Source organism: Shewanella electrica (assembly GCF_022321485.1).
In the GTDB taxonomy this organism is placed as follows: Bacteria; Pseudomonadota; Gammaproteobacteria; order Enterobacterales; family Shewanellaceae; genus Shewanella; species Shewanella electrica.
Map to the genome: position 1 here is coordinate 251,494 of NZ_JAKOGG010000001.1, position 21,318 is coordinate 272,811.

The following is a 21,318-nucleotide window of genomic DNA, read 5'->3' on the forward strand; positions in this document are numbered from 1 at the left end:
TTAGTTGTTGTCATTATATTGACGTTTGATGTGTTTTTGACGCGGCAGTAATGACAAGAGCCGCACATTGGCGGCTCTTGGACGAATGGTTACGGGGTTACACCCAGCCCTTCTTACGGAAATCGAGCAAAGTTTGGGCAACAAAGGTCATCTCTTCTGGGGTGCCTAGCGACACTCGGCAGTATTCATCCGCAGGCGGGAAGGCGCGTCCCACCAAAATGCCCGCTTGTTTCATGTGTTCTTGGTAGTCTTTTAATGGCACATCCAGCTTTTGGAAGATGAAGTTAGTGTTTGATGGCACGTATTCGATGTTCAACTTGTGGAAGGCTTCCAACAAAATTTTACGTGCGGTTTCGTTGCTTTGGCGGCTGTAGGTGATAAATGGCTTATCTTCGAGCGAGGCAATCGCTGCTTTCACCGCAGGGAAGTTCAGCATGTTGGACGCCGTTTTATCACGGATCTTACCAATCACCTCTGGGGTGGATACCACCCAACCGACGCGCATACCGGCCATCGCAAACAGTTTAGAGAAGGTTTTCAGTAGCACGATGTTCTGCGCGCCAGCTTTCAGCAGTGGCGACACGGAACGGAAATTCGGGTCATCAGCAAATTCTGCGTAAGCTTCATCCATCAAGAACATGGTGTTGGCTGGTTTACTGTTGATCCACGCTTCAATATCACCGGCTTTAACAATGGCACCGGTTGGGTTGTTTGGGTTGACCACGTACACCAATGATGGGCCGTTATAATCGGCGACCGCTTTTTTCATTGCCGCCAGATCGATGCCCCAATCTTTCAACATAGGAATGCGGGTGATCTTGGTGATGCCATTCACTTTAGCGCCCGCTTCGGCAGCATCAAAGGTCAATTCAGGTACCACCAGTTGCACATCGGGCGATGCCAGCGCTTCTACTGCGGCACGAATACCTTCGGTGGCGCCAGCCGTCAGTAACACGTGGTCAGCGGGTACACCGTGTTCGTCAGCCAACATTTTTTGCAACGTCACCATATCGCCCATGGGGTAGCGGTTACCTAAGGTAACGGTTGCTCGGGCAACTTCTTGCGCCTTGGGTGACATGCCCAGTGGGTTTTCATTCCAACAAATACGAATTGGCTTATCCGCCGTAGGGGGAGTAAAGCTTTTGCTTGCTTCGCTTGATTTTGCCACAGCAACTGATGAGAGTCCTGTCAGTGCTGCGCCACCAGCCAACGCTCCTGAAAGTTTCAGAAACTGACGACGTTGGGTATTTGGGGCGTCGCTCTTTGCCATTAGATAACTCCTTGTTGTTATAGATTCGATAATGGATAGGCAAACTAGGTAGAGCATGAACCATGCCATATGTTAATTGCATGAATTACATATGTTTACGCAAGGTTAATGGCGAGTGTTGCATAGTTTTAGGTCAATGTCTGCACCATTTTCGGGCTTTTGCACTGAAAAAAGCTCAATAAATTTCAAGTTCTATTGAGCTAACGATAGGTAAAACGCTACATTTTTTGATGTAAATGTAATGTTGTAACGGTACAGAAGTGAGGAGAACAATGGCGAGAGTGCTGCTGAATTACTGCGGTTTATGTCAAATGCAGTGATAAAAAAAGCGGCGTGAGTACGCCGCTTACACGATAACTGGGGCTACAGCTTAGAAGTTGTAGTTAATACCCACCATCAAATTACGTCCCATTAATGGGGCATAGTCTTTCAATAATGAGGTATGTGGACGCGCTTCAACGTTTGTGAGGTTATTGCCTTTCAAGTACACAAACACATCGCTGCTGTCAGCAAATAAACGATAAGTCACTGCGGCGTTCACTAAGGTGTAGCCCGCGGTTTCGGTTTCGTTTTCACCGGTTTTGTCTTGTTTTGAATAAGCCACCATGCCGACATCAGCATGCCATTGTTGCAGGTCAAAGTTCAGGGTTGAGCCGAAACGCAGTGGTGAAATCCGTGGTAGATTACCGCCATCAACCAGCTTGGCGCGGGTGTAATCACTAAACAGCGCTAATGACCAAATATCGTTAAATGGAATGTTGGCTTGGGCTTCAATCGAGAACAGCTCAGCATCACCTTGCTGATACTGGTACACCGGCATATCGCCTTCTTCATCGCTGTTAACTAAGTCTGATGCGACTAAACCGGTGTTGTTTTCGTAGAAGAAATTATCCACGCGGTTGTAGGCCATGCTTAACGAGCCGGTCCACGCACCATCCAGCTTGCGCAACGTCACGTCGATGTTATTGGCAACTTCTTTATCGGCGCTAGATGCGTTGGTGACAATGTTGCCATTAACCACTTGGAACGCCGAACCCAGCTCAAAGCTTTGGGTAGCATCGTGCGCGCCGTAGCTGAACAGCTCTTCAGCGGTGGCTGAACGTTCGGCACGAGTCAACGCGACACTCAAGTTGTAAGAGGGATCAAAGTCCCACACCACACCGGCAGAAGCGGTGATATTGGTGTCGGACAATTGCTCTGGTTGATACTCTTCTTCACCTGACAAGGTGTCTAACGTCATCGCTTCTGGATCGAGTTTGTAGTGCTCGATGCGGCCGCCTAACTCAAAACGGAAATCGCCCACTTTACGCTCTTGCACAATAAAGGCAGCGAGGGTATCGGTGTTGCTGTTTGGGGTAAGTTGTTCTTCACCCACGACGGAGAAATCGCGGTGCACCACATGTAAGCCCATGCTACCTTGCCATTCGCCCCAAGGGTTGTTGTTCAAGGTCAAACGCGCTTCAGTTTGTTTGTTATAGAAGAAGGTATCAGCATCGCCATTTTCCTCTTCCGCGTGTTGGTAGTCGGTATAACCGGCATCAACGCGGACTTTGGCAAAACCAGCGAACGGATCGAGCAGACCAGCATGCAGCTGCCATGCGGTTTTCTTCAAATCGATGGTGATGTTAGGTTCGTCTGCTTCACCTTTAAGCGGAATGCCGTAGTTAGATTCAGTGCGCACACCCGATACGCCGATAAAACCTTGGTCACCGGTATAGCCAACTGCGCCAGCGTATTCATCCAACTCCAATTGTGAGTTGTCGACGTTACCGTGGCTGCTGTCATCACCGCTGATGGCATTGCCCGGAATATCGTATGAATTGGTACGGCGGCGGGTGCCATCAACGTGCCAGTTAAAGCCACCATTGCCACCGTTGAGGTCGGCATTAACGGTGTTGCCATCACTGGCGGAGTCATAGCGCGCGCCGACACTGCCGTTGAAGTCCGTCACAGGTTGTTCGCTAATGCGTTTATCAACCACGTTAACTACGCCACCAATGGCGCCGTTACCGTACATCAGGGTGCCCGGACCGCGCAGGATTTCAATCTGTTGCGCAGAGGCGGCTTCAGAGGTCACGGCGTGATCGGCCGAAACGGTTGACGCATCACCCACTGACAAACCATTTTCCAACACTTGTACCCGTGGGCCATCCATACCGCGGATGATAGGGCGGCTAGCCCCGGCACCAAAGTGGGTAGCTTGTACACCAGGCAATTTATCTAAGGTATCGCCGAGTGTTGGTTCGGTGTTGAGTTTTAGTTGGTCTTCGGTCAGTACCGAAATCGGGGTACTGCTTTCTAAGGCAGAACGCCCCAGTGGTGACGCGGTAACGACAATATTCTCAATCTTAGAACTGACCAAGGTAAAGTTTTCAGTCAGTGTAACGCTGCCGCTTTGTACGTCGCGTTCAGCATGTTTGTAGCTGTTGTTACTAACGTGCAGATGCAGGTGGCTGTTATCGGCCACATTCAGTGAGTAGTTGCCTTGGGCATCGGTAGTGGTTTGTGAACCGCCGTCTACGGCAACCACAGCATTAGCAATGCCTTTGCCTTGGTTATCGGTAACTTTGCCTTGTAGTTGCGCCGCGAACACAGTAGATGACACACCAGCAGATGCCAGTGCCAGAGTTAATACAGCAAGCTTCATTGTGCCTGTCCTTTTTGATAAGCATAAATATTAAATGTGAAATTGTGGTTTGAGCTTATGCAAAGGCAGGTGGGGCGCGGGCTTGTTGGCGACGAGTATGTACTACGGTAGGTTGGCTGTAGACCGGTTCTGCAACAACAGTAACCAGTACAGCTGTAATATTGGGAGTAGGCGCATCAACCGGGCCTGTGGTGGGTTGACTGCTAAAGTTACACAGCAAACAGTGAGTGTGATCGTGATTCAGCGGTTGATCAGTGGCGTGCGCAATAGCGACCGACTGCCATGCAGTCAGCCAAAGCACCATTAACAGTGCTAGCCATGTGCTATTTCGCTTGATCAGATGCTGCAACAAAGTCGTTAATCAGAGTTTGCCAATGTTAGATAAGCACGAAAGGTACTTGATCTAAATCACGTAGTCCAATGAAGAATTAGTAACAAAATCTTAAATGCAACGCATTGCTGAATATTTCATCAACGGTGCTATTGCCGATTTGATGGGCAATAAAAAACGAGGCACTTGGCCTCGTTTCTTCATGACTACTGCGAATTACTCGCCTTGTTCTACCCCTGAACGGTTCAGCACGAATTGGGTCAACAACGGCACTGGACGGCCAGTTGAGCCTTTATTCGCACCGCTATTCCAAGCCGTACCGGCTACATCTAAGTGCGCCCAGTTGTACTTCTTGGTAAAGCGTGACAGGAAGCAAGCGGCGGTGATTGAACCTGCTGGACGGCCACCAATGTTTGCCATGTCGGCAAATGGGCTATCCAACTGGTCTTGGTATTCATCCCACAGCGGCATGCGCCAGCAGCGGTCACCACTTTGCTCACCAGCGTTTTGTAGCTCGTGTGCCAATGGATTATGTGACGAGAACAGCCCGCTAGCATGTTTACCCAGTGCAATCACACACGCGCCTGTCAGCGTAGCGGTGTCCACCACCACTTCTGGATCAAAGCGTTCAACGTAGGTCAGTACGTCACACAGCACCAAACGGCCTTCAGCGTCGGTGTTGAGCACTTCTACGGTTTGACCGCTCATAGTGGTGAGGATGTCACCCGGACGATAAGCATCACCCGCTGGCATGTTTTCACAACCTGCCAGAATACCAATCACGTTGACTGGCAACTTCATCTCACAGATGGCTTTCATGGTACCCAGTACGCCAGCGGCACCGCCCATGTCGTATTTCATTTCATCCATGCCATCGCCTGGCTTCAATGAAATACCACCAGAGTCAAAAGTCAGGCCTTTACCTACCAACACGATAGGTTTGGCGTTGCTGTCTTTATCTCCTTTGTATTCCATCACGGTCATCAGCGATTCGTTGGCGCTGGCACGGCCTACTGCGAGGTAAGAGTGCATGCCCAGCTCAGCCATTTTTTCTTCGCCAACGGTGGTCACGCTCAAGGCGTCGCAGGTTTCAGCCAACTGTTGCGCTTGTGTCGCTAGATAAGCGGCATTGCAGATGTTCGGTGGCATGTTAGCCACGTCACGGCACAGTGCCATCCCTTCAGATACGCCAGTACCGTGGGCAATAGCGCGTTCACCTACGGTCAGTTCACGGCGTGTTGGCACGTTGAATACCATTTTACGCAGTGGACGACGTGGCTCACCTTTGCGGGTTTTTAGGCTGTCGAAGCTGTATAGAGAAGCGTTGGTAGTTTCTACCGCTTGACGCACTTTCCAGTAGGTATCGCGACCTTTTACATGCAACTCAGTGAGGAAACACACGGCTTCCATTGAACCTGTGTCGTTCAGAGTGTTGATAGTTTTGGCGATAATCTGCTTGTATTGGCGCTCGTCTAACTCGCGCTCTTTACCGCAGCCAACCAGTAAAACACGTTCACTCAGTACGTTAGGCACATGGTGTAACAGCAGCATTTGGCCAGATTTACCTTCCAAATCGCCACGGCGTAGCAAGTTGCTGATGTAGCCTTCGCTGATTTTGTCCAGTTGTTCTGCGATACCAGACAAGCGGCGTGGTTCATAGACGCCGACCACGATACACGCAGAGCGTTGTTTCTCTGGACTACCGCTTTTAACGCTAAACTCCATGAGCTCTCCTAGATTCTTTTAAAGACAAATATTTTTATTTATTAGATAATGACCGCCTGCATCCGCAAACGGCGGAATCTTCTGTTACAGTCATTGTCTGAAAAGTAAGCAGGCCATTGAATTTGCCTGTTAAAAAAGGCGGCAATAACTGAAAATGACAGAAAATTGTCAAAAGTTGACAGTTTACATAAAAGATACTCTGTTACCAGCAAAAAGATAAGTTTAGAAAGCGGATCCTGCCTGTGATTGTATTCAGATACTTAATCCGAGAAGTACTTAAGTCCCAAGCGGCAGTGCTCTCCGTGCTCCTGGCTATTTTTATCAGCCAACAATTCGTGCGTATTCTCGCCGATGCTTCCGATGGTGATTTCCCTGCGTCGATAGTGATGAAGCTCATTGGTCTTAACATGCCCGAATTGGCGGGTTTGATTCTGCCGCTCAGTCTCTTTCTTGGTATTTTGCTCGCTCATGGCCGTATGTATGCCGAAAATGAAATGGTTATTTTTCATAGTGTTGGCATCAGTGAGTGGTATGTCGCACGAGTGATGTTGTTGGTGGCGGTATTTAACTGCTTTGTTGCTGCGGCATTGTCTTTATATATCACTCCGTGGGCGGAAGAGCAGAAGAATATCGTATTAGAAAAGGCCAAATCTGAAGCAGGTTTGGCGGCGTTGATCCAGGGGCGTTTTCAGGCGAGTCCTAACGGCCGTGCCGTTATCTTTGTTGAGAAAATAGGCAAAAATAACGAACTTGAGCGTGTTTTTGTCGCACAACAGCCAGATCCTGAAGATGACGCTGGTGTGGCCAACTTGGTGGTCGCGCAAGGTGGCCGTGTCACGGAAGATGACGCAGGCGGTGAAAGTTTGAAGCTTAACGATGGTGTGCGTTATCAAGGTTCATTACACCGTAAAGACTTCCAAATCATCGAGTTTGGCGCCTATCAAACGCAGATTAAGGAACAAGAAGTCGACGAACGTGACCGTAAACTATCGGCGTTGTCGACTGCCGAGTTACTCGACAACGACACCCCTGAAGCGGTGGCCGAAATGCAGTGGCGTATGGCGGTGCCAGTGGCGATTTTGTTAGTGACCTTGATTGCGGTGCCGTTAGCACGGGTGAATGTGCGCCAAGGCAAATTTGCCAAGCTGTTTCCCGCCATTTTGTTGTATCTCGGCTATTTTGGCCTGTTAGTCGCTGGCCGCAAAGCGTTGCAAGACGAAGTGATACCGTTGGCGCTTGGTATGTGGTGGATCCACGGCGCGGCGTTATTAATAGGCGTATTGCTGTTAAGCAAAGAGCGACCTTTAGGTGTGAGATTGATGGGGCTGTTGCGGCGACGGGGTATGGCGGCATGATGAAAATTTTAGATTGGTACATCGCCCGCGTATTGCTTGGCTCTTCAGCCTTGTGTTTGCTGGTGCTTACGGGTCTCTCCAGTATCATCAAATGGGTGGACCAACTGCGCCTTGTTGGCCGCGGTAGTTACAGCATGTTTGATGCGGCGATGTACGTGGTGTACTTGATCCCTCGGGATATTGAGCTGTTTTTCCCCATGGCGGTATTGCTCGGTGCCTTGATTGGTATGGGCATGTTGGCATCTAACTCTGAGTTAGTGGTGATGCAAGCCTCCGGAATGTCACGTTTTCAAATCGCGTTATCGGCGATGAAAACCGCCGTGCCATTGATGTTGATGATCATGGTGCTGGGCGAGTGGGGGGCACCTGCTGCGGAGATGAAAGCCAAAGAGCTGCGAGCGACCAAGGTCTCTGGCGGTAATTTGATTAAAGCGCATCGCGGCGTGTGGGCGCGTGATGGCAACATGTTTATCAACATTGGCCGCATTGAAAGTATCGATCATTTAGCCGACGTTACGTTATATGGTTTTGATGACAATCTGCACCTGCAATATGTGATTCACGCTAAAGACGCTTACTACGATAACAATGCGTGGAATTTGCAGCAGACGCAGCGCTCCGCTATTGAACAAGACCAAGTGGTGATAGAGCAGCAACCAACACAGCGTTGGGAGTCCACCTTAACGCCAGACAAATTAAGTGTGGTATCGATTAAGCCCGATGCACTATCGATTCAGGGCTTGGTGGATTACATCGATTATTTGGCGTCGAACAATCAAGATTCGAGCCGTTATCAACTGGCCTTTTGGCATAAGCTGATCCAACCGTTAACGGTGGCGGTGATGATGCTGGTGGCGTTGTCATTTGTGTTCGGCCCGCTGCGCTCACAAACCATGGGCGCGCGCATTGTCCTCGGGGTGATTTCGGGCTTTGTGTTCTATATCTGCAACGAAATCTTCGGCCCGCTGACCTTAGTATATGAATTACCAGCCTTTTTCGGTGCTATTATGCCAAGTGTGTTATTTACCGGTGCCGCCTTGTATTACATTCGTAAGTAAATGCATATAAAAAGAAACAGCCCAGCGATATCGCTGGGCTGTTTCTTTTACGGCTGGCTATTTTGCCACTAACTGCATTAATTCTCGCGCCAATGTTACTGGTGCGTGCGGTATCTCTTGTGCGGGAATGCTTGGGTCGTTAATCCAATGTGTTTCCCAATCGATTAATGCTTGTTGCGCTGCGGCATCATCCAATGGTTGCTTGCTGATTTGCGCCTGCCGCAACTGTTGCAGGTACAACTGCCAGCGCGGCAGATAGTAATCGGCGTACATGCCTTGCCACGCTTTGGAAGCGTAGTCCTTGAGCTTGGTGCCGCCCCATTGGGTGATTTGCAGTTTGGCATTATGCACGTAGTAGCTTTTTTCCTGCGGATTATCACCATAGGCGGCAGCATCGCTTAACCAAGTGTGTAGTGTTTCTTGGTGCAGTCCCATCAGTTTATCGAGTTTAGTGAGCAGCACGGCAAACTTGTTCGCGGCGGCATCCCCCGCGTTAATATCGCCTGCTTGATAGGCCGCGACCGCTTGTTGCAGTAGGGCATCACTGTGAAGCGACACTGACTGTTTCACCAAGTCGACCAGATCGTATTGGAATAGCGGCGCGTTGGCATAGTCATTAGCGAAACTGAGCCATTGATTAATACCCGTATCTAACTGAGTTAAATCGCCGGGATGGGCGGGAAACTCGGCGGTGGCTGCGGTAGGGCGTTTCATCAGCAAATAGGCCCCAGCAGAACCTTCCCACCAACGCGAATGCCAATAGGCGACTTGATACACCCCTTTTACTAGCTGGGGCCAAGCTGCTTGCAGTTCAGCGGTGCTTTTGCCGTAGCGTGCTTGGCTGTATTGCTGATACCACTGGTTGATATCGGGTTGCTGTTGCCACGGCAAGTCGAACAGAAACTCATACACAATCGAGTTACTGTGTAGCCCTTCTGGAAACACACCAAAGCCTTGCAGGTCGCCCGCGTTTTTCGCTGTGGTGACGGTATTAAGCTGGGTGACGTAATCGCCAAAGTCACCGTAGATTGGGTCACTGCCGCCGTAGTTGTGAATAAAACCAAAGATCCACGGTTTGCCTTTAAAGCCATCAGTGCCTTGCCAGACGTGGAAGCGGTCGTTGCCGATATCGTGGATCATCATTTTGTCATCAGGGATTTTACTGAGGAATGCGGCCACCGCTTTATCATCCCAAAACGCTTGATCGGCACCAAACATCCAGCCTTGCATTACCCAAGTCGCTTCCGGTGCTGCTTGGTGAATCGACTGATAAAGACGTTGACCATAATCTGCTAGGTCAGCCTCACGGTTGGTTTTGGATACTGGCGGCAACATCTCGTTGAAAGCATCGGACAGATAGTATTTATGCTTGCCATAGGCTTGGGTATAAAGCTCAATAAAACGCTTAGCCACTTTGGCAAATAATGGGTCGGCCGGATCGAGCCAATAGGTTTCATGCGCAAAACCGCTCCATTTTGGCATTTCATAGATTTTGGCGTCAGGGAACAGGGTTTTGAACTGCTTCGGCACATAGCCGCTAAAGGCGGGCACCACTGGCTCCATCCCAAGTTCGGCCATACGGCCGAGAATTTTGAGTTGCAGTTGGTGCTTTTTATCAATCCAGCTTTGCGGTAATGGGCCTTGGTGGCCTTCGATATTGCCCATGCGTTGCCACGGTGCGAATGCCGGGCCAGAGAAATAGTCAGCTAATTGCTGATCCGCTACGCCAAATTCACGCCACAGCTGCTGCCATACATATTCTTGGCCTTCCATTGCTACGGGGTTGTTGACGCCGTGGATCGCCATCCAGTCAATCTCTTGCTGCCAGCGTGACCAATCCCACCATGGCGTAGTGTAGCCATACGCACAAACATTGAGATAAGCGCGCTCGGCGAATGGCGAACTCACTTTAAACGGTGTTACATCGGCGTAATTTTGCGGCAGCGCTACCCGTTTGCCTTCCCAACTGACGGAGAGCGAGCCTTGCGAGCGCAGATATTGATAAGCGCCATAAGTGATGGCGTTGTTGCTGTTACCGCTAATGTTTAATACGCCGTGCTGCGCTGACACTTGATACCAGTCATCGGTGTTGTTATCGCTCACTAAGGTCATATCGACATGGGACAGTGGAGAGCCAGTTACCCGTTGTAACACGGCTTTGGCAGCGCTGGCGTCACTGCTGACGGGCGCTGCGGCTTGGCTGGCAAAGGTTACCGACAGACTCATCATTAAGCCCAAGGTACTGAAAAATTGCGAAGATGTTTGCGGCATATAAATTCCTGTCGCTGAACAAAGGCTAAAAACAGCAACGGGTCGGCTAATGCGCTGACCCGCTGCTGGCGTACGGCGTTAGAAGCTATACATCAGGTTCATGTAGTAGCTACGGCCAATGGCACTGGTGGTTTGCCACACTTTCATGGTGTCGGCAAAGTAGGCTTCTTCGTTTTTGCCGGTGACGTTGATAGCGCCAAAGCGGATATCAATGTTCTCGGTTGGGCTGTAGCCTAAAATCACGTCCACTTGCTCACGGCCATCCACCACACGACCTTCGCGGGCGAAGAACGAATCAGAGCTATCTTGCACATACGGACTACGATGGTTCATCGCTACGCGAGCGCTGAAAGTGTCGTTTTCCCAGTAGGCGATAACGTTCCAAGTGCGTTCCGATGAGTTGGTCAGCTCAAAGTCTTCCGATTCATCGGCGTCGATGTAAGTGAAGTTGGCGTTGATACCAAAACCCGCTATCGGCAGCCACGCGTCTAATGACTGGTTCCAGCCAATTTCGTAGCCTTTCAAGTCGATACTGGTGGAGGTGTTGTAGGTGCTAGAGATCTCGAAGATATTGCCATCGACGTCAGTACACTCCGCGCCGGTGCCAGTTAGCTCGGTGCCGTTGTATTGCGATGGACAGACAAAGTCGGTCACTGTGCCGTTCATGATCTCTTTCCAAAACAAGGTCATGGTCAGGCTGTTACCGTTGCCGTAGTACCATTCCAACCCCAAATCGACTTGGTTGGCGGTCATCGCTTTCATCTCAGGTTGGCCTAAGTTGATAGTGTAGGTGCGGGTACCAAAAGAGTTAGCCGATGAGCTTTCTGACGCGGCAATCTGGGTGTTTGAGGTCAGAATTGGCCGAACCAACACCTTGGCGGCCGCTACACGTGCCAATACTTCATCGGTCATCTCCAACACTAAGTTCATGCTCGGCAGAAAGTTGTGATAATCGTAATTGGTGGTGTAAGTGCCAATCACCTCGCGGATCTCTTCGTTCTGCGGATTCACATCACCGGTCAGGTAAGTATCAATATCGCGGTCGGTGGTTTCATAACGCATGCCGACGTTGCCACGAAATGGCATGTCGCCGATGAAAGTATCGAAGTTTGCTTCGGCGTATGCCGCCAGAATGTTACGGGTCACGCTGTAGCTGGATTGGGCGGCGAAGAACGTCGGCACCACCACGCCTTCAGCGGCGAGCGCATCACGATAGGCTTGAATATCGGGCGCAATCCACGCGCTGGGAATATTCATTTCACCGTCGAGGAAGTCACGCACCATAAAGTTATAGTCACTCATCGGTGGCAGATCTTCATCGGCCGCTTCGCCAATGGCAGCACGGTCGGTACGGTAGACACTGCGTTCAAACTTCTCTTTGCGGTATTTCACCCCAAATTTGATCGAACGTAACAAACCGTCATCAAAGGTGCGCAGTGCGTCGGCTTGGAATGCGGTTTCATCGGCGTTCATAAATTGCGTTTGACCGTTCGGATATTCGTTACGTGGCATATCCATTGGGTAGAGCGCCGGATCAGTCAGATCTTCTGACAGGGCAAAACTCATAGAGCGATTGGAGATATCCAGCGTTGCTTCAGGGATAACGGTGGCAAGAATCGCCGCCTCTTCACTGTGGGTAGCTTTACCTTTGGTGTAATGCGCCACGCCGGAGAAAGTCCAGTAATCGGTATCGTACTTAGCGTCCCAAGTGAAAGCTTCACTGGTGGCGCTGTTTTCTTCCATCTGGCGGTTATTTTCTAAGGTGAAATCGCGAATGATTTCTTTGGTATAGACGCCATCGGTCGGCTCGCCTTGTAACTCAATCTGGTCCCGGTTAAACAAAAACACTTGTTGGTTTAAGTCTTGGTCGGTTTCATCTTTGGCGTAGATAGCGGTCAACTTAGTTTCGAAGTGATCGAATGGACGCCATTGAATTGCTCCGTTGCCTAAATAGCGGTTAGTCTCACGGTCGATACGCCGAAAACGTGGCCGCCGTGGAAAGTAATCACCATCGTCGGTTGTAAACCAACGTCCCATCCACGCGTTATCAACGCGGTCATCCAATTTCTGATAACCGGCATTCAAAAACACCCCGAGGGTATTGTCATTGAATTGGTCGATGTAGGTGACGTTGCCTTTGGGGGTGACATTGTCAGTGGGGGAATACTCTGAATATTGCCCCTTAATTGAGGTCAAAATCTTGCGTTCAGTGTAAGACAGCGGGCTGGTGGTATCGATATTCACTGTGCCCGACAAACCACCGGTATCCATATCGGCGGTGGGGGACTTGATCACTTCAATTGATGAAGCCAGTTCCGATTGAATGATGTCGTAGCGAAAGCCGCTGGTGAAGTCAGCACTGGCTAACGTCTGGCCATTGACGGTGGTTTTGGCGTACTGCGCCCCTAGCCCACGCACACTGATGGTTGAGCCACGGCCGTTAATATTCGAAATCTGCACCCCAGGGATGCGTTGAATCGCCTCGGCAATGTTCTCGGTCGGAAATTTACCAATATCTTCAGACGTGATGACATCGGTAACTTTAGTGTCTTCCTTTTTCATCGACGCGGCTTTTGCCAAGCTCGCTTGATAGGTGACTGAAATGCGTTCTATCTGCTCATCGTCTGAAGTTTTGGGGGTATCTTCAGCGTGGGCCAATGGCATAAAACCTAAGGCGCAAACGATAGCGCTTGCGAGCATGGAGGGTTTGGGCGGAGCGAATGTTGGTGACATTGTCATGGTGTCCTACCTGCTTTTCACTACTTGTTGATAACGATTCAACCGATGTCGAAACAGCTGAAAGTGCAATTTTTGTTTTGTTGTTAAGGTGATTTTTTCACCATTGCGATTTGACGCTAACATTGCTTGTCAACGTTGTCAAACGCATTTGTGGCAAAAATGTTTGTCGATGGTTGCTGTTGTTAAGGTTGTTAATTGTTGCTGAGGATTTGTACGATTAATGGTGGCGGCAACGCAAAAGAAGGCGCTATAGCGCTCACAGAATGCGTAAAAAAACGTCGCTAGCGCGGTCTGTTCGGCTGTTACTTGCTGGTGGCGGGTTGGGTAGCAGAGTCTCTGATAAGTAGTTTAGGATTAAAGCCTTTTGACGATGTTTTCATCTCTTTTTGTTCTTGCATCAATGAGATGACCAACGCCGCTGCGCTGGCAGCAATATCAAAATTAGGCTGATCCATGGTGGTGAGGTGTGGCAGGGTTTGTACTGAAAACGGGCTGTTTTCAAAGCCGACAATGGAGATATCTTCGGGAATACGGAGGTTTTGCAAGCGTGCCATAAACACGGCACCGGCGGCGATTTCATCGTTACAAGCAAAGATGGCGGTTGGTCGCTGTGGGTTATTCTCTAGCAGTGTTTGGGTCATCTTCATGCCGGACTCAAAGGTAAATTCCCCTTCAATAATCAAGTTTTTATCGACACTAACGCCTTGTTTATCATGTGCTTGTTGATAACCCTGCAGGCGGCCACGGCTCGATTCGTGGGCCGGGTTATGGCCTAAAAAGGCGATGCGGCGATGCCCGAGTTGTAGCAGATAGGCAGTAATGTCATCACCGGCGGCGATGTCGTCAACGTAGATCACTGGCGCTAAATCATCCGGTGGCTCACTGCCAGACAGAATGCGCACCACTTTCGCCCCTTGGTTGAGCAAAAAGGTCACCAAGGCGCGGTTCTCTGACAACGGCGGCGTGAGGATCACGCCACCAATCTGATTCGAGCCAATCATGGCCGCCAACTCTTTACCGACATCTTCAGCCTTGGAGTCTGTCGGGCGGATCACCAGTTCGAACCCCTGCTTACGGCACTGAGAAATAATGCCATTTTGCATTTGAATCACATAGTTACTGTTAGGGTTGTCATAGACAAACGCCAGTGAAAACGGCGCTTTACGCATGGTTCTGGCGGTGTGATTAGGGCGGTAGTTCAGCTTGTTAATGCACTCATTCACCTTGTCACGCACTGCATCGCTGACGCTGGCCTCATTATTAACTACGCGGGAAACTGTTTTAAACGAGACACCTGCGAGTTTGGCTACATCTTTGATGGTGGGCTTCTTGGTGATTGGCGCCATAGAGTGGGTAAACCTCAATGAATAAGACTTGGTCAGCATACGGTGATTGACACAACATCGCAATGGAATACATAGCGTTAACAACTGACGATTATTTAACTGACGGCTGATATTGGTTTAATGGTTGACAACGTTGACATGATAACGTTAGGTTAATAAAAAGTGCTCGAAAATAAAACAAATAACTATGACTAAATCATCGGCAAAACAGCGTCTCATTGCGCTCGATCTTTTTCGCGGACTGACCATGATGGCCATGATTGTGGTCAACAGCCCTGACACGTATGGCGAGTTGTCCCATGCCTATTGGATCGGCGTTAACTTTGCCGATCTCATCTTTCCGTTTTTCATTTTGATTGTGGGGGCCGCCGTGAGTCTCGGCTTTAAAAATGTCGCTGCCAACGGCGACATCGGGCCGGTGGTGCGCAAGGTCGTTAAACGTACGCTGATCATGTTTGTGCTCGGCATGGTGGTGAACCTGTTTTACACCCACTTTGAGCAAATTCGTGTGCTCGGCGTGTTGCAACGTATCGCCTTGGTGTATTGCGCCTGCTGCTTTCTCGCTATCTATTGCTCTACCAAGCAACTGGTGCAACTTGGCGCCGCCATCCTCGTGTTGTATTGGCTGTTTATCTTATGGGTGCCAGCACCGGGGCTAACAGCGGGGCAGTTGGACCGTGGGCAAAACATTATCAATTGGTTCGATCAGTTCATGCCCGGCATGTTGTGGCGTGGTGATTGGGACCCAGAAGGTTTACTCAGTACTTTCCCGGCAATTGTTACCGGCATTATCGGCCTGTTGATGGGACGAATTGTTATGGCATCTACACCGCTGACCGAGCGGGTCATGCAGTTGTTTCTGATGGGCTTCGCGCTGTTTTGTCTTGGCTGCGTATGGAGCCTAGCGTTTCCTATGATCAAGCAGATCTGGTCTAGCTCGTTTGTATTGGTCACTGGTGGCTTAGGTGCCATGAGCCTTGCAGCGCTGCTGTGGTACACCGACATTAAACAATTTCGTTTTGGCACCTATCTGCCGTTGGTGTTCGGTGCCAATGCCATCACTGCGTACGTGTTACATGTGGTGATTGAAAAGCTGCTCGATTGGAAACTTGGCGAACAGTCGGTACACGACAGCTATGTAAGCTGGAGCCAAAGCCTCGGGATGAGCCAGTTTGTTAGTGTTGGCCTGTGGGCGGTGTTGTTCTTTGCCGTGTGCGCTGTGCCAGTGTGGTGGCTCTATCGCAAACAGATATTTATCAAGATCTAACCGGTAGCGCGTTAGGCGGTGAGATGGATGCAGTGGTTCAGTGGACGAATGACTTAACGAAAGGGTAGTTGATGAAGTACGAATTGTACCTTGGGATTGATGGTGGCGGCAGCAAATGTAAGGCGCGACTCGAGTTGGCCAACGGCGAGCTGCTAGGTGAGGGCATTGCTGGACCGGCTAACCCGGTGCATGACGCTGAGTTGGCCTTTGACTCAATCGCCTCTGCCGCACGTGATGCGTTAATCAATGCGGGCTTTTCAGCCAATGATTTGTCGCAAGTGCATGCGGTCTTGGGCTTGGCTGGCGTCAATATTCCCCAGTATTACCACCTGCTCGAAGCGTGGCAACATCCGTTTAAGCAACGCTTTATCACCACCGATCTGCATATTGCCTGCTTGGGTGCGCACGGCGGTCATGAGGGCGCCATTGTCATCACCGGCACCGGGAGTTCCGCCTTTGCCAGTGTGGCGGGCAAGCAACTACTACTCGGCGGACATGGTTTTCCGCTAGGGGATAAAGCTGGTGGCGCTTGGCTTGGCTGGCGCGCCATCGGCGTGGTGTTGGATACCTTTGATGGCTTACTGCCACAAAGTGCTTTTGTGCACGATATCTGTAGCAGCTTGCAGGTGGCATCGGCCGATGACTTGGTCACTAAAGCGTTGCGCTTTTTGCCCAAGGATTACGCCACCTTAGCCCCGGTGGTGATTAAAGCCGCTGCCGCGCAAGATGTTCAGGCCGTTGCCATTATGCAAGAGGGCGCGGATTACTTGCAGCAACTCATTGGCCGTCTGCTGGAACAGCAACCGGAGCGGATCTCGGTGATTGGCGGTTTAGCCAATCGATGGTTGGAATGGCTGCCTGATAGCAGCAAAAGTTTATTGAAGTCGCCGCTGTGTTCACCGGAATACGGGGCGGTCGCCTTAGCCAAACAGATGTTTAAGGAATCATGATGACGAAAGCTCAAACTCGTATGGCGTTTGAAGCGAGTGAAACGCCTGAGGTCGTAAGACGTCAATTGCAAAACAATCAGGCGCAGTATCAACTGCTGGCCCAGCACATCCAACAATTTCAGCCGGAATTTGTGTACATGATTGGCCGCGGCACCTCAGATCATGCCGGTGTGTTTGCCAAATATTTGATTGAAACTGAGTTGGGGTTGCCGGTGTGTCACGCCGCGCCATCGGTTAACAGTGTGTTTGGTAAACAGCTCAATTTAAAACGTGCGTTGGTGATTGTGATTTCCCAGTCGGGCAAAAGCCCAGACATTGTGGCGCAGACGGAAATGGCGAAACGCGCCGGTGCATTGTGTGTTGCGTTAGTGAATGACAGCGCGCCGAAACTTGAAGCGCTGGTGGATTTTTTTGTGCCGCTACATGCCGGCCCAGAATTGGCGGTGGCCGCGACTAAGAGTTATTTGGCTAGCTTGACCGCCTTGCTGAGCATTGTGGCCTATGTGAAAACCGACACTCGTTTGTTGGATGCGCTGGCGCTGTTGCCGCAATTGCTTGAGCAAACCATCACGCTGCCACCACAACTGCCTGCGCAAGAAGTGGCAGCGTTAGAGCGCTGCGTGGTACTTGGCCGTGGCTTTGGTTACGCCATCGCCCGCGAAGTGGCATTAAAGATGAAAGAGGTGTGCCGCGTACAGGCGGAAGCCTTCAGTAGCGCCGAGTTTTTGCATGGCCCCATTTCCCTGCTTAACCGCGCCCTGACGGTATTGGATATCAAAATCCCCGATGCTTCCGCGTCATTCCATCAGCAGCAGATTGATGAAGTTAAACAACGCGGCGCTATGGTCTTTGAATTGGGATGGGACTTTGGTGATATTCCACCGCTGTTAGCGCCATTACTGATCATGCAGCGCTTTTATCTGGATATCGAATTGGCGGCGGCGTTTATGGGATTAGATCCTGACAAGCCCCAAGGGCTGAAAAAAGTCACCGAAACTGTGTAGGTAGCTTATGACCCAATATTTAGTAGAGCGGTTATTTGATGGCAATGAATGGTTAGCGCAAGTGCTGTTAACCATCGACAATGGCCGTATTAGTGCCATGACGCCTGACAGCCAAGCCTCCGACGTCACCCCATTGCGCGGCACCTTGGTGGCCGGTTTGGTAGATGTGCAAGTTAACGGTGGCGGCGGCGTACAGTTTAACCAAGCGCCATCAGTTGCCACCTTGGCGCAGATGGCGCAGGCGCATTTGGCCTGCGGAACGACCAGCATGATGCCGACCTTGATTACCGACCAATTTGAGGTGATGCAGCAGGGCGCCGATGCCATCGCCGCCTACCGCAAGCAGTATCCTCACGGCAGTATTGTCGGTGTGCACTTTGAAGGGCCGCATCTCAGCTTAGCCAAAAAAGGCATGCACAGCGCCGACTGTATTCGGCAGATCACTCGGCAGGATATCGATATCTTCTGTCGGCAAGATCTCGGCCAAGTGTTATTGACCGTAGCGCCTGAAACCGTATCGCCAGCGATGATCACCGAACTTACCGATGCTGGCGTGATTGTTAGCCTAGGTCATTCCGATGCTAGTGCCGAGCAGTGTTTGGCCGCTTTTGCCGCTGGGGCAACAGGCACTACCCATCTGTTTAATGCCATGTCACAACTCACTGGCCGCAGCCCTGGGCTGGTCGGCGCCGCGCTGGATAGCGAGCAAGTGTATTGCGGCTTGATTGTCGATCATCACCATGTGCATCCACTCAATAGCCGCTTGGCAATCAAAGTCAAAGGCGAGCAACGGCTGATGTTGATCACCGATGCCATGGCGCCGGTCGGCAGTGACATCGACCATTTCTTCTACCAAGGCGTGAAGGTATATCGCCAGCAAAATCGGCTGACATTGGACAATGGCACCATTGCGGGCTCGGTATTGTCGATGATTGAGGCGGTACAAAATACCCATAACGACTTGGGCTTTGCATTAGCGCAAACCCTGAATATGGCCTCCAAAACGCCAGCCACTTTCCTCGGCCTTGAGCAACAACTCGGCCAACTGCAGCCGGGCTGTGCCGCCAATATGTTATTGCTGAATGACCAATTGGCGATTGAGCAATGCTGGCTTCACGGTGAACAACAACGCTTTTAACAATAACAACAGATTACAAGGAAGCATCATGACCACTCTCACCCGCGATACCCCGCAACAGAGCACTTGGCTGCCGATGACCATTATCGGTACGCTGTTTTTTGTGTTTGGTTTTGTCACGTGGCTCAATGGTGCGCTGGTGCCGTTTTTGCAGATCGTGTGCGATTTGAGCGGCACCGAAGCGTTGTTGATCTCCTCCAGCTTTTATATCGCCTATGTGGTGATGGCGTTGCCCATGTCGTATGTGCTTAACCGCACCGGTTATCGCAACGCCATGTCACTCGGGCTGGGCTTGATTGCACTCGGTTGCGTGTTATTCGCCCCCGCGGCAGAAACACGGCAGTTTTCGCTGTTTATTGTGGCGCAGTTTATTGTCGGCTCTGGCTTAACCATTTTGCAGACCGCTTCTAACCCGTATTTAGTGAAGATTGGCTCGCCAGAAAGTGCCGCCGCGCGCATCTCAATTATGGGGTTATTAAATAAAGGTGCTGGTTGGGCTGCACCACAGATTTTTGCGGTGCTGGTGATGGGCCAATTTGCCGGTATTACCCAGCAAAGTGTTGCTGCACTATCAGAAGCGGAGCGGGCGCTGCAAATCCAATCTTTGGCGGATAGTTTAGTTTATCCCTATCTGGGCATGGCCGTCGCATTGGTGATCCTCGCCGTGGCGCTGCGTTACTCCGGCTTGCCAGAGATTGATCTTCATGAAGAGGATACCGCGCTTGCGAGCCAACACACAGAGCACAGTTCGGTGTTGCAGTTTCCGCACCTCGTCTTGGGCGTGATGACGCTGTTTTGTTATGTCGGTGTAGAAGTCATCGCTGGCGATACTATCGGCCTAGCGGGTTCTGAGTTGGGGGTGGATGGGGCGCTATCGCTGACCTCGTTTACCATGTGTTTTATGGTGCTGGGTTACTTGTTGGGGTTGGTGCTGATCCCTCGGCTGATTTCACAGCAATCCATGCTGATGATCTCCGCCGGTCTGGGTATTGTATTGGCGCTAGTTATCCCGTTGTTGGATGCACAAAGCACCCAATTGTCGGCGGTATTGTGGGGCTGGCTGGGAATTCGTGAACTGCCCGATCCTATTGCATGTATTGCCTTGCTGGGCTTGGCAAACGCCATTGTGTGGCCAGCAGTGTGGCCGCTGGCATTGGCTGGGCTTGGTCACTTCACCGCGCGCGGTTCAGCGTTATTGATCATGGGCATTGCGGGTGGCGCGGTGCTGCCGCTACTGTTTGGCGTGTGCGCCGATTACTTTGGTATTCAAGAGGCGTATTTGATGACCGTGCCTTGTTACGCTTTCATCCTGTTTTACGCCGTGAAAGGTCACCGTATTCGCCACTGGTGAGTATTCAGGTTTTGCCCCGTGTTCGGTTGGCGTCGCTGAGGTTAACATTGCTTCCATTTAGCGCGTTAAGCGCTACCCTCGATATTTCAGCGACACTGCCAACCGCGCAGTTGTCGGGGCGTTTTATTTTGGCAGTTGCACCACTTCGGTATTACCGAGTCGGTCTTGCAGGGCGAGTTGCTGGCGACTGACTAATAGCAGCAAGTTGCCTAGCCCAAGCAGGCTCCAAAAGCAGCGTGCCACGGCGGTAATCGGGCTGAGGTTTTGCCCGTTGGGATGTTGCACCCGCAACCGCCAAGCTTTCATGCCGAGAGTCTGGCCGGAGCGGCTCCAAAAGTAGCTGTAAAAGCTGACAACACACAGCAACAGCCACAGTTGATAAACACCGTGCACCACAGGCGTTTGTTGTAGCGCCACCGCCAATTCCGCTTGTGGTGCCAGCGTCAACCAGCCCCAGTGCTGTAGCATCGCAATCAGCGCTAAGCCCAACATGCCCGCCAAGGCGTAGACACCACAGGCTAACAGCACATCATAAATTGCCGCGCCTAAACGTGGCATAAAACCCGCGCGCGGCAATCCTGCCAGTTGATAGTTAGGCTTTGCCGTCACTTTCATCTTCATCTTTCAGTAGGCGTAGGTCGCTGAAACCCATGCGTTGAAACTCAGTTAAGCGATAACTGCGCAATGCGCCTTTGCCTTTGGCTGTCATGGCTACTTGTTGTTCCATTGCCAAAAAACGCGTTAAATCGATGCCTTCTGCCGCCGCTGCCGCCTCATAGATATCGTGGTATTTGTCGAAGCTAAAGTTAATCACTTTGGCAACGCCTTTAAAGGTATAGGCAACTTGTCGTGCCATAACATCTCCT

Annotated in this window: 16 protein-coding genes; 7 read left to right on the forward strand and 9 right to left on the reverse strand. The window is 50.8% G+C overall.

Going from position 1 to position 21,318, the window contains the following annotated elements; all coding sequences use genetic code 11:
• Window positions 1-97: 97 nt before the first annotated feature.
• The 4 genes from L9G74_RS01075 to pepA form a co-directional block, all read right to left on the reverse strand.
• The gene (locus L9G74_RS01075; protein WP_238894409.1) at window positions 98-1,270 is read right to left on the reverse strand and encodes an aminotransferase class I/II-fold pyridoxal phosphate-dependent enzyme; all 1,173 of its coding nucleotides are present in this window, start codon (window positions 1,268-1,270) and stop codon (window positions 98-100) included.
• Window positions 1,271-1,640: 370 nt separating this feature from the next.
• Window positions 1,641-3,917: a TonB-dependent receptor gene (locus L9G74_RS01080; RefSeq protein ID WP_238894411.1), complete on the reverse strand. Its 2,277-nt coding sequence runs from the start codon at window positions 3,915-3,917 to the stop codon at window positions 1,641-1,643.
• Between the two features lie 55 nt (window positions 3,918-3,972).
• On the reverse strand, window positions 3,973-4,221 hold the full coding sequence (locus L9G74_RS01085; protein WP_238894412.1) for a hypothetical protein: 249 nt from the start codon (window positions 4,219-4,221) through the stop codon (window positions 3,973-3,975).
• Between the two features lie 243 nt (window positions 4,222-4,464).
• Window positions 4,465-5,973, reverse strand: coding sequence for a leucyl aminopeptidase (gene pepA / locus L9G74_RS01090; protein ID WP_238894414.1), 1,509 nt, complete (start codon window positions 5,971-5,973; stop codon window positions 4,465-4,467).
• 242 nt (window positions 5,974-6,215) lie between these two features.
• On the opposite strand from pepA, the gene lptF reads away from it, so the two are divergent.
• Window positions 6,216-7,328 carry an LPS export ABC transporter permease LptF gene (gene lptF / locus L9G74_RS01095; protein WP_238894416.1) on the forward strand — a complete coding sequence of 371 codons (1,113 nt, stop codon included), beginning with the start codon at window positions 6,216-6,218 and terminating at the stop codon, window positions 7,326-7,328.
• Window positions 7,328-8,386 (forward strand): LPS export ABC transporter permease LptG, encoded by a 1,059-nt coding sequence (gene lptG / locus L9G74_RS01100; RefSeq protein ID WP_238894707.1) that lies wholly within the window; start codon window positions 7,328-7,330, stop codon window positions 8,384-8,386. The genes lptF and lptG overlap by 1 nt, the downstream gene beginning before the upstream one ends.
• 57 nt (window positions 8,387-8,443) lie before the next feature.
• Here lptG and L9G74_RS01105 read toward each other — a convergent pair whose 3' ends face one another.
• From L9G74_RS01105 to L9G74_RS01115, 3 genes are all read right to left on the reverse strand, one after another.
• Window positions 8,444-10,657 carry an alpha-N-acetylglucosaminidase gene (locus L9G74_RS01105; RefSeq protein ID WP_238894417.1) on the reverse strand — a complete coding sequence of 738 codons (2,214 nt, stop codon included), beginning with the start codon at window positions 10,655-10,657 and terminating at the stop codon, window positions 8,444-8,446.
• Window positions 10,658-10,735: 78 nt separating this feature from the next.
• Window positions 10,736-13,390, reverse strand: a complete 2,655-nt coding sequence (locus L9G74_RS01110; protein WP_238894418.1) for a TonB-dependent receptor — start codon at window positions 13,388-13,390, stop codon at window positions 10,736-10,738.
• A 308-nt stretch (window positions 13,391-13,698) separates the two neighbouring features.
• A complete protein-coding gene (locus L9G74_RS01115) occupies window positions 13,699-14,742 on the reverse strand; it encodes a LacI family DNA-binding transcriptional regulator (RefSeq protein ID WP_238894420.1) in 1,044 nt (347 codons plus the stop codon).
• A gap of 247 nt (window positions 14,743-14,989) precedes the next feature.
• Between L9G74_RS01115 and L9G74_RS01120 the strand changes: the two genes are divergently transcribed.
• From L9G74_RS01120 to L9G74_RS01140, 5 genes are all read left to right on the forward strand, one after another.
• The gene (locus L9G74_RS01120) at window positions 14,990-16,009 is read left to right on the forward strand and encodes an acyltransferase family protein (protein ID WP_238894421.1); all 1,020 of its coding nucleotides are present in this window, start codon (window positions 14,990-14,992) and stop codon (window positions 16,007-16,009) included.
• A 71-nt stretch (window positions 16,010-16,080) separates the two neighbouring features.
• On the forward strand, window positions 16,081-16,959 hold the full coding sequence (locus tag L9G74_RS01125; RefSeq protein WP_238894423.1) for a glucosamine kinase nucleotide-binding domain-containing protein: 879 nt from the start codon (window positions 16,081-16,083) through the stop codon (window positions 16,957-16,959).
• Complete coding sequence (nagB-II, locus tag L9G74_RS01130) at window positions 16,959-17,963, forward strand: glucosamine-6-phosphate deaminase NagB-II (RefSeq protein ID WP_238894424.1); 1,005 nt, start codon at window positions 16,959-16,961, stop codon at window positions 17,961-17,963. Before L9G74_RS01125 ends, nagB-II begins: the two co-directional genes overlap by 1 nt.
• 7 nt (window positions 17,964-17,970) lie before the next feature.
• The gene (gene nagA / locus L9G74_RS01135) at window positions 17,971-19,101 is read left to right on the forward strand and encodes an N-acetylglucosamine-6-phosphate deacetylase (RefSeq protein WP_238894426.1); all 1,131 of its coding nucleotides are present in this window, start codon (window positions 17,971-17,973) and stop codon (window positions 19,099-19,101) included.
• 28 nt (window positions 19,102-19,129) lie between these two features.
• Complete coding sequence (locus L9G74_RS01140; RefSeq protein ID WP_238894427.1) at window positions 19,130-20,452, forward strand: sugar MFS transporter; 1,323 nt, start codon at window positions 19,130-19,132, stop codon at window positions 20,450-20,452.
• A gap of 123 nt (window positions 20,453-20,575) precedes the next feature.
• Here L9G74_RS01140 and L9G74_RS01145 read toward each other — a convergent pair whose 3' ends face one another.
• Together L9G74_RS01145 and L9G74_RS01150 are read right to left on the reverse strand one after the other, a co-directional pair.
• Window positions 20,576-21,067, reverse strand: a complete 492-nt coding sequence (locus L9G74_RS01145) for an RDD family protein (protein ID WP_238894429.1) — start codon at window positions 21,065-21,067, stop codon at window positions 20,576-20,578.
• Window positions 21,045-21,308, reverse strand: a complete 264-nt coding sequence (locus tag L9G74_RS01150; RefSeq protein ID WP_238894431.1) for a DUF2960 domain-containing protein — start codon at window positions 21,306-21,308, stop codon at window positions 21,045-21,047. The genes L9G74_RS01145 and L9G74_RS01150 overlap by 23 nt, the downstream gene beginning before the upstream one ends.
• Between the last annotated feature and the right edge of the window lie 10 nt (window positions 21,309-21,318).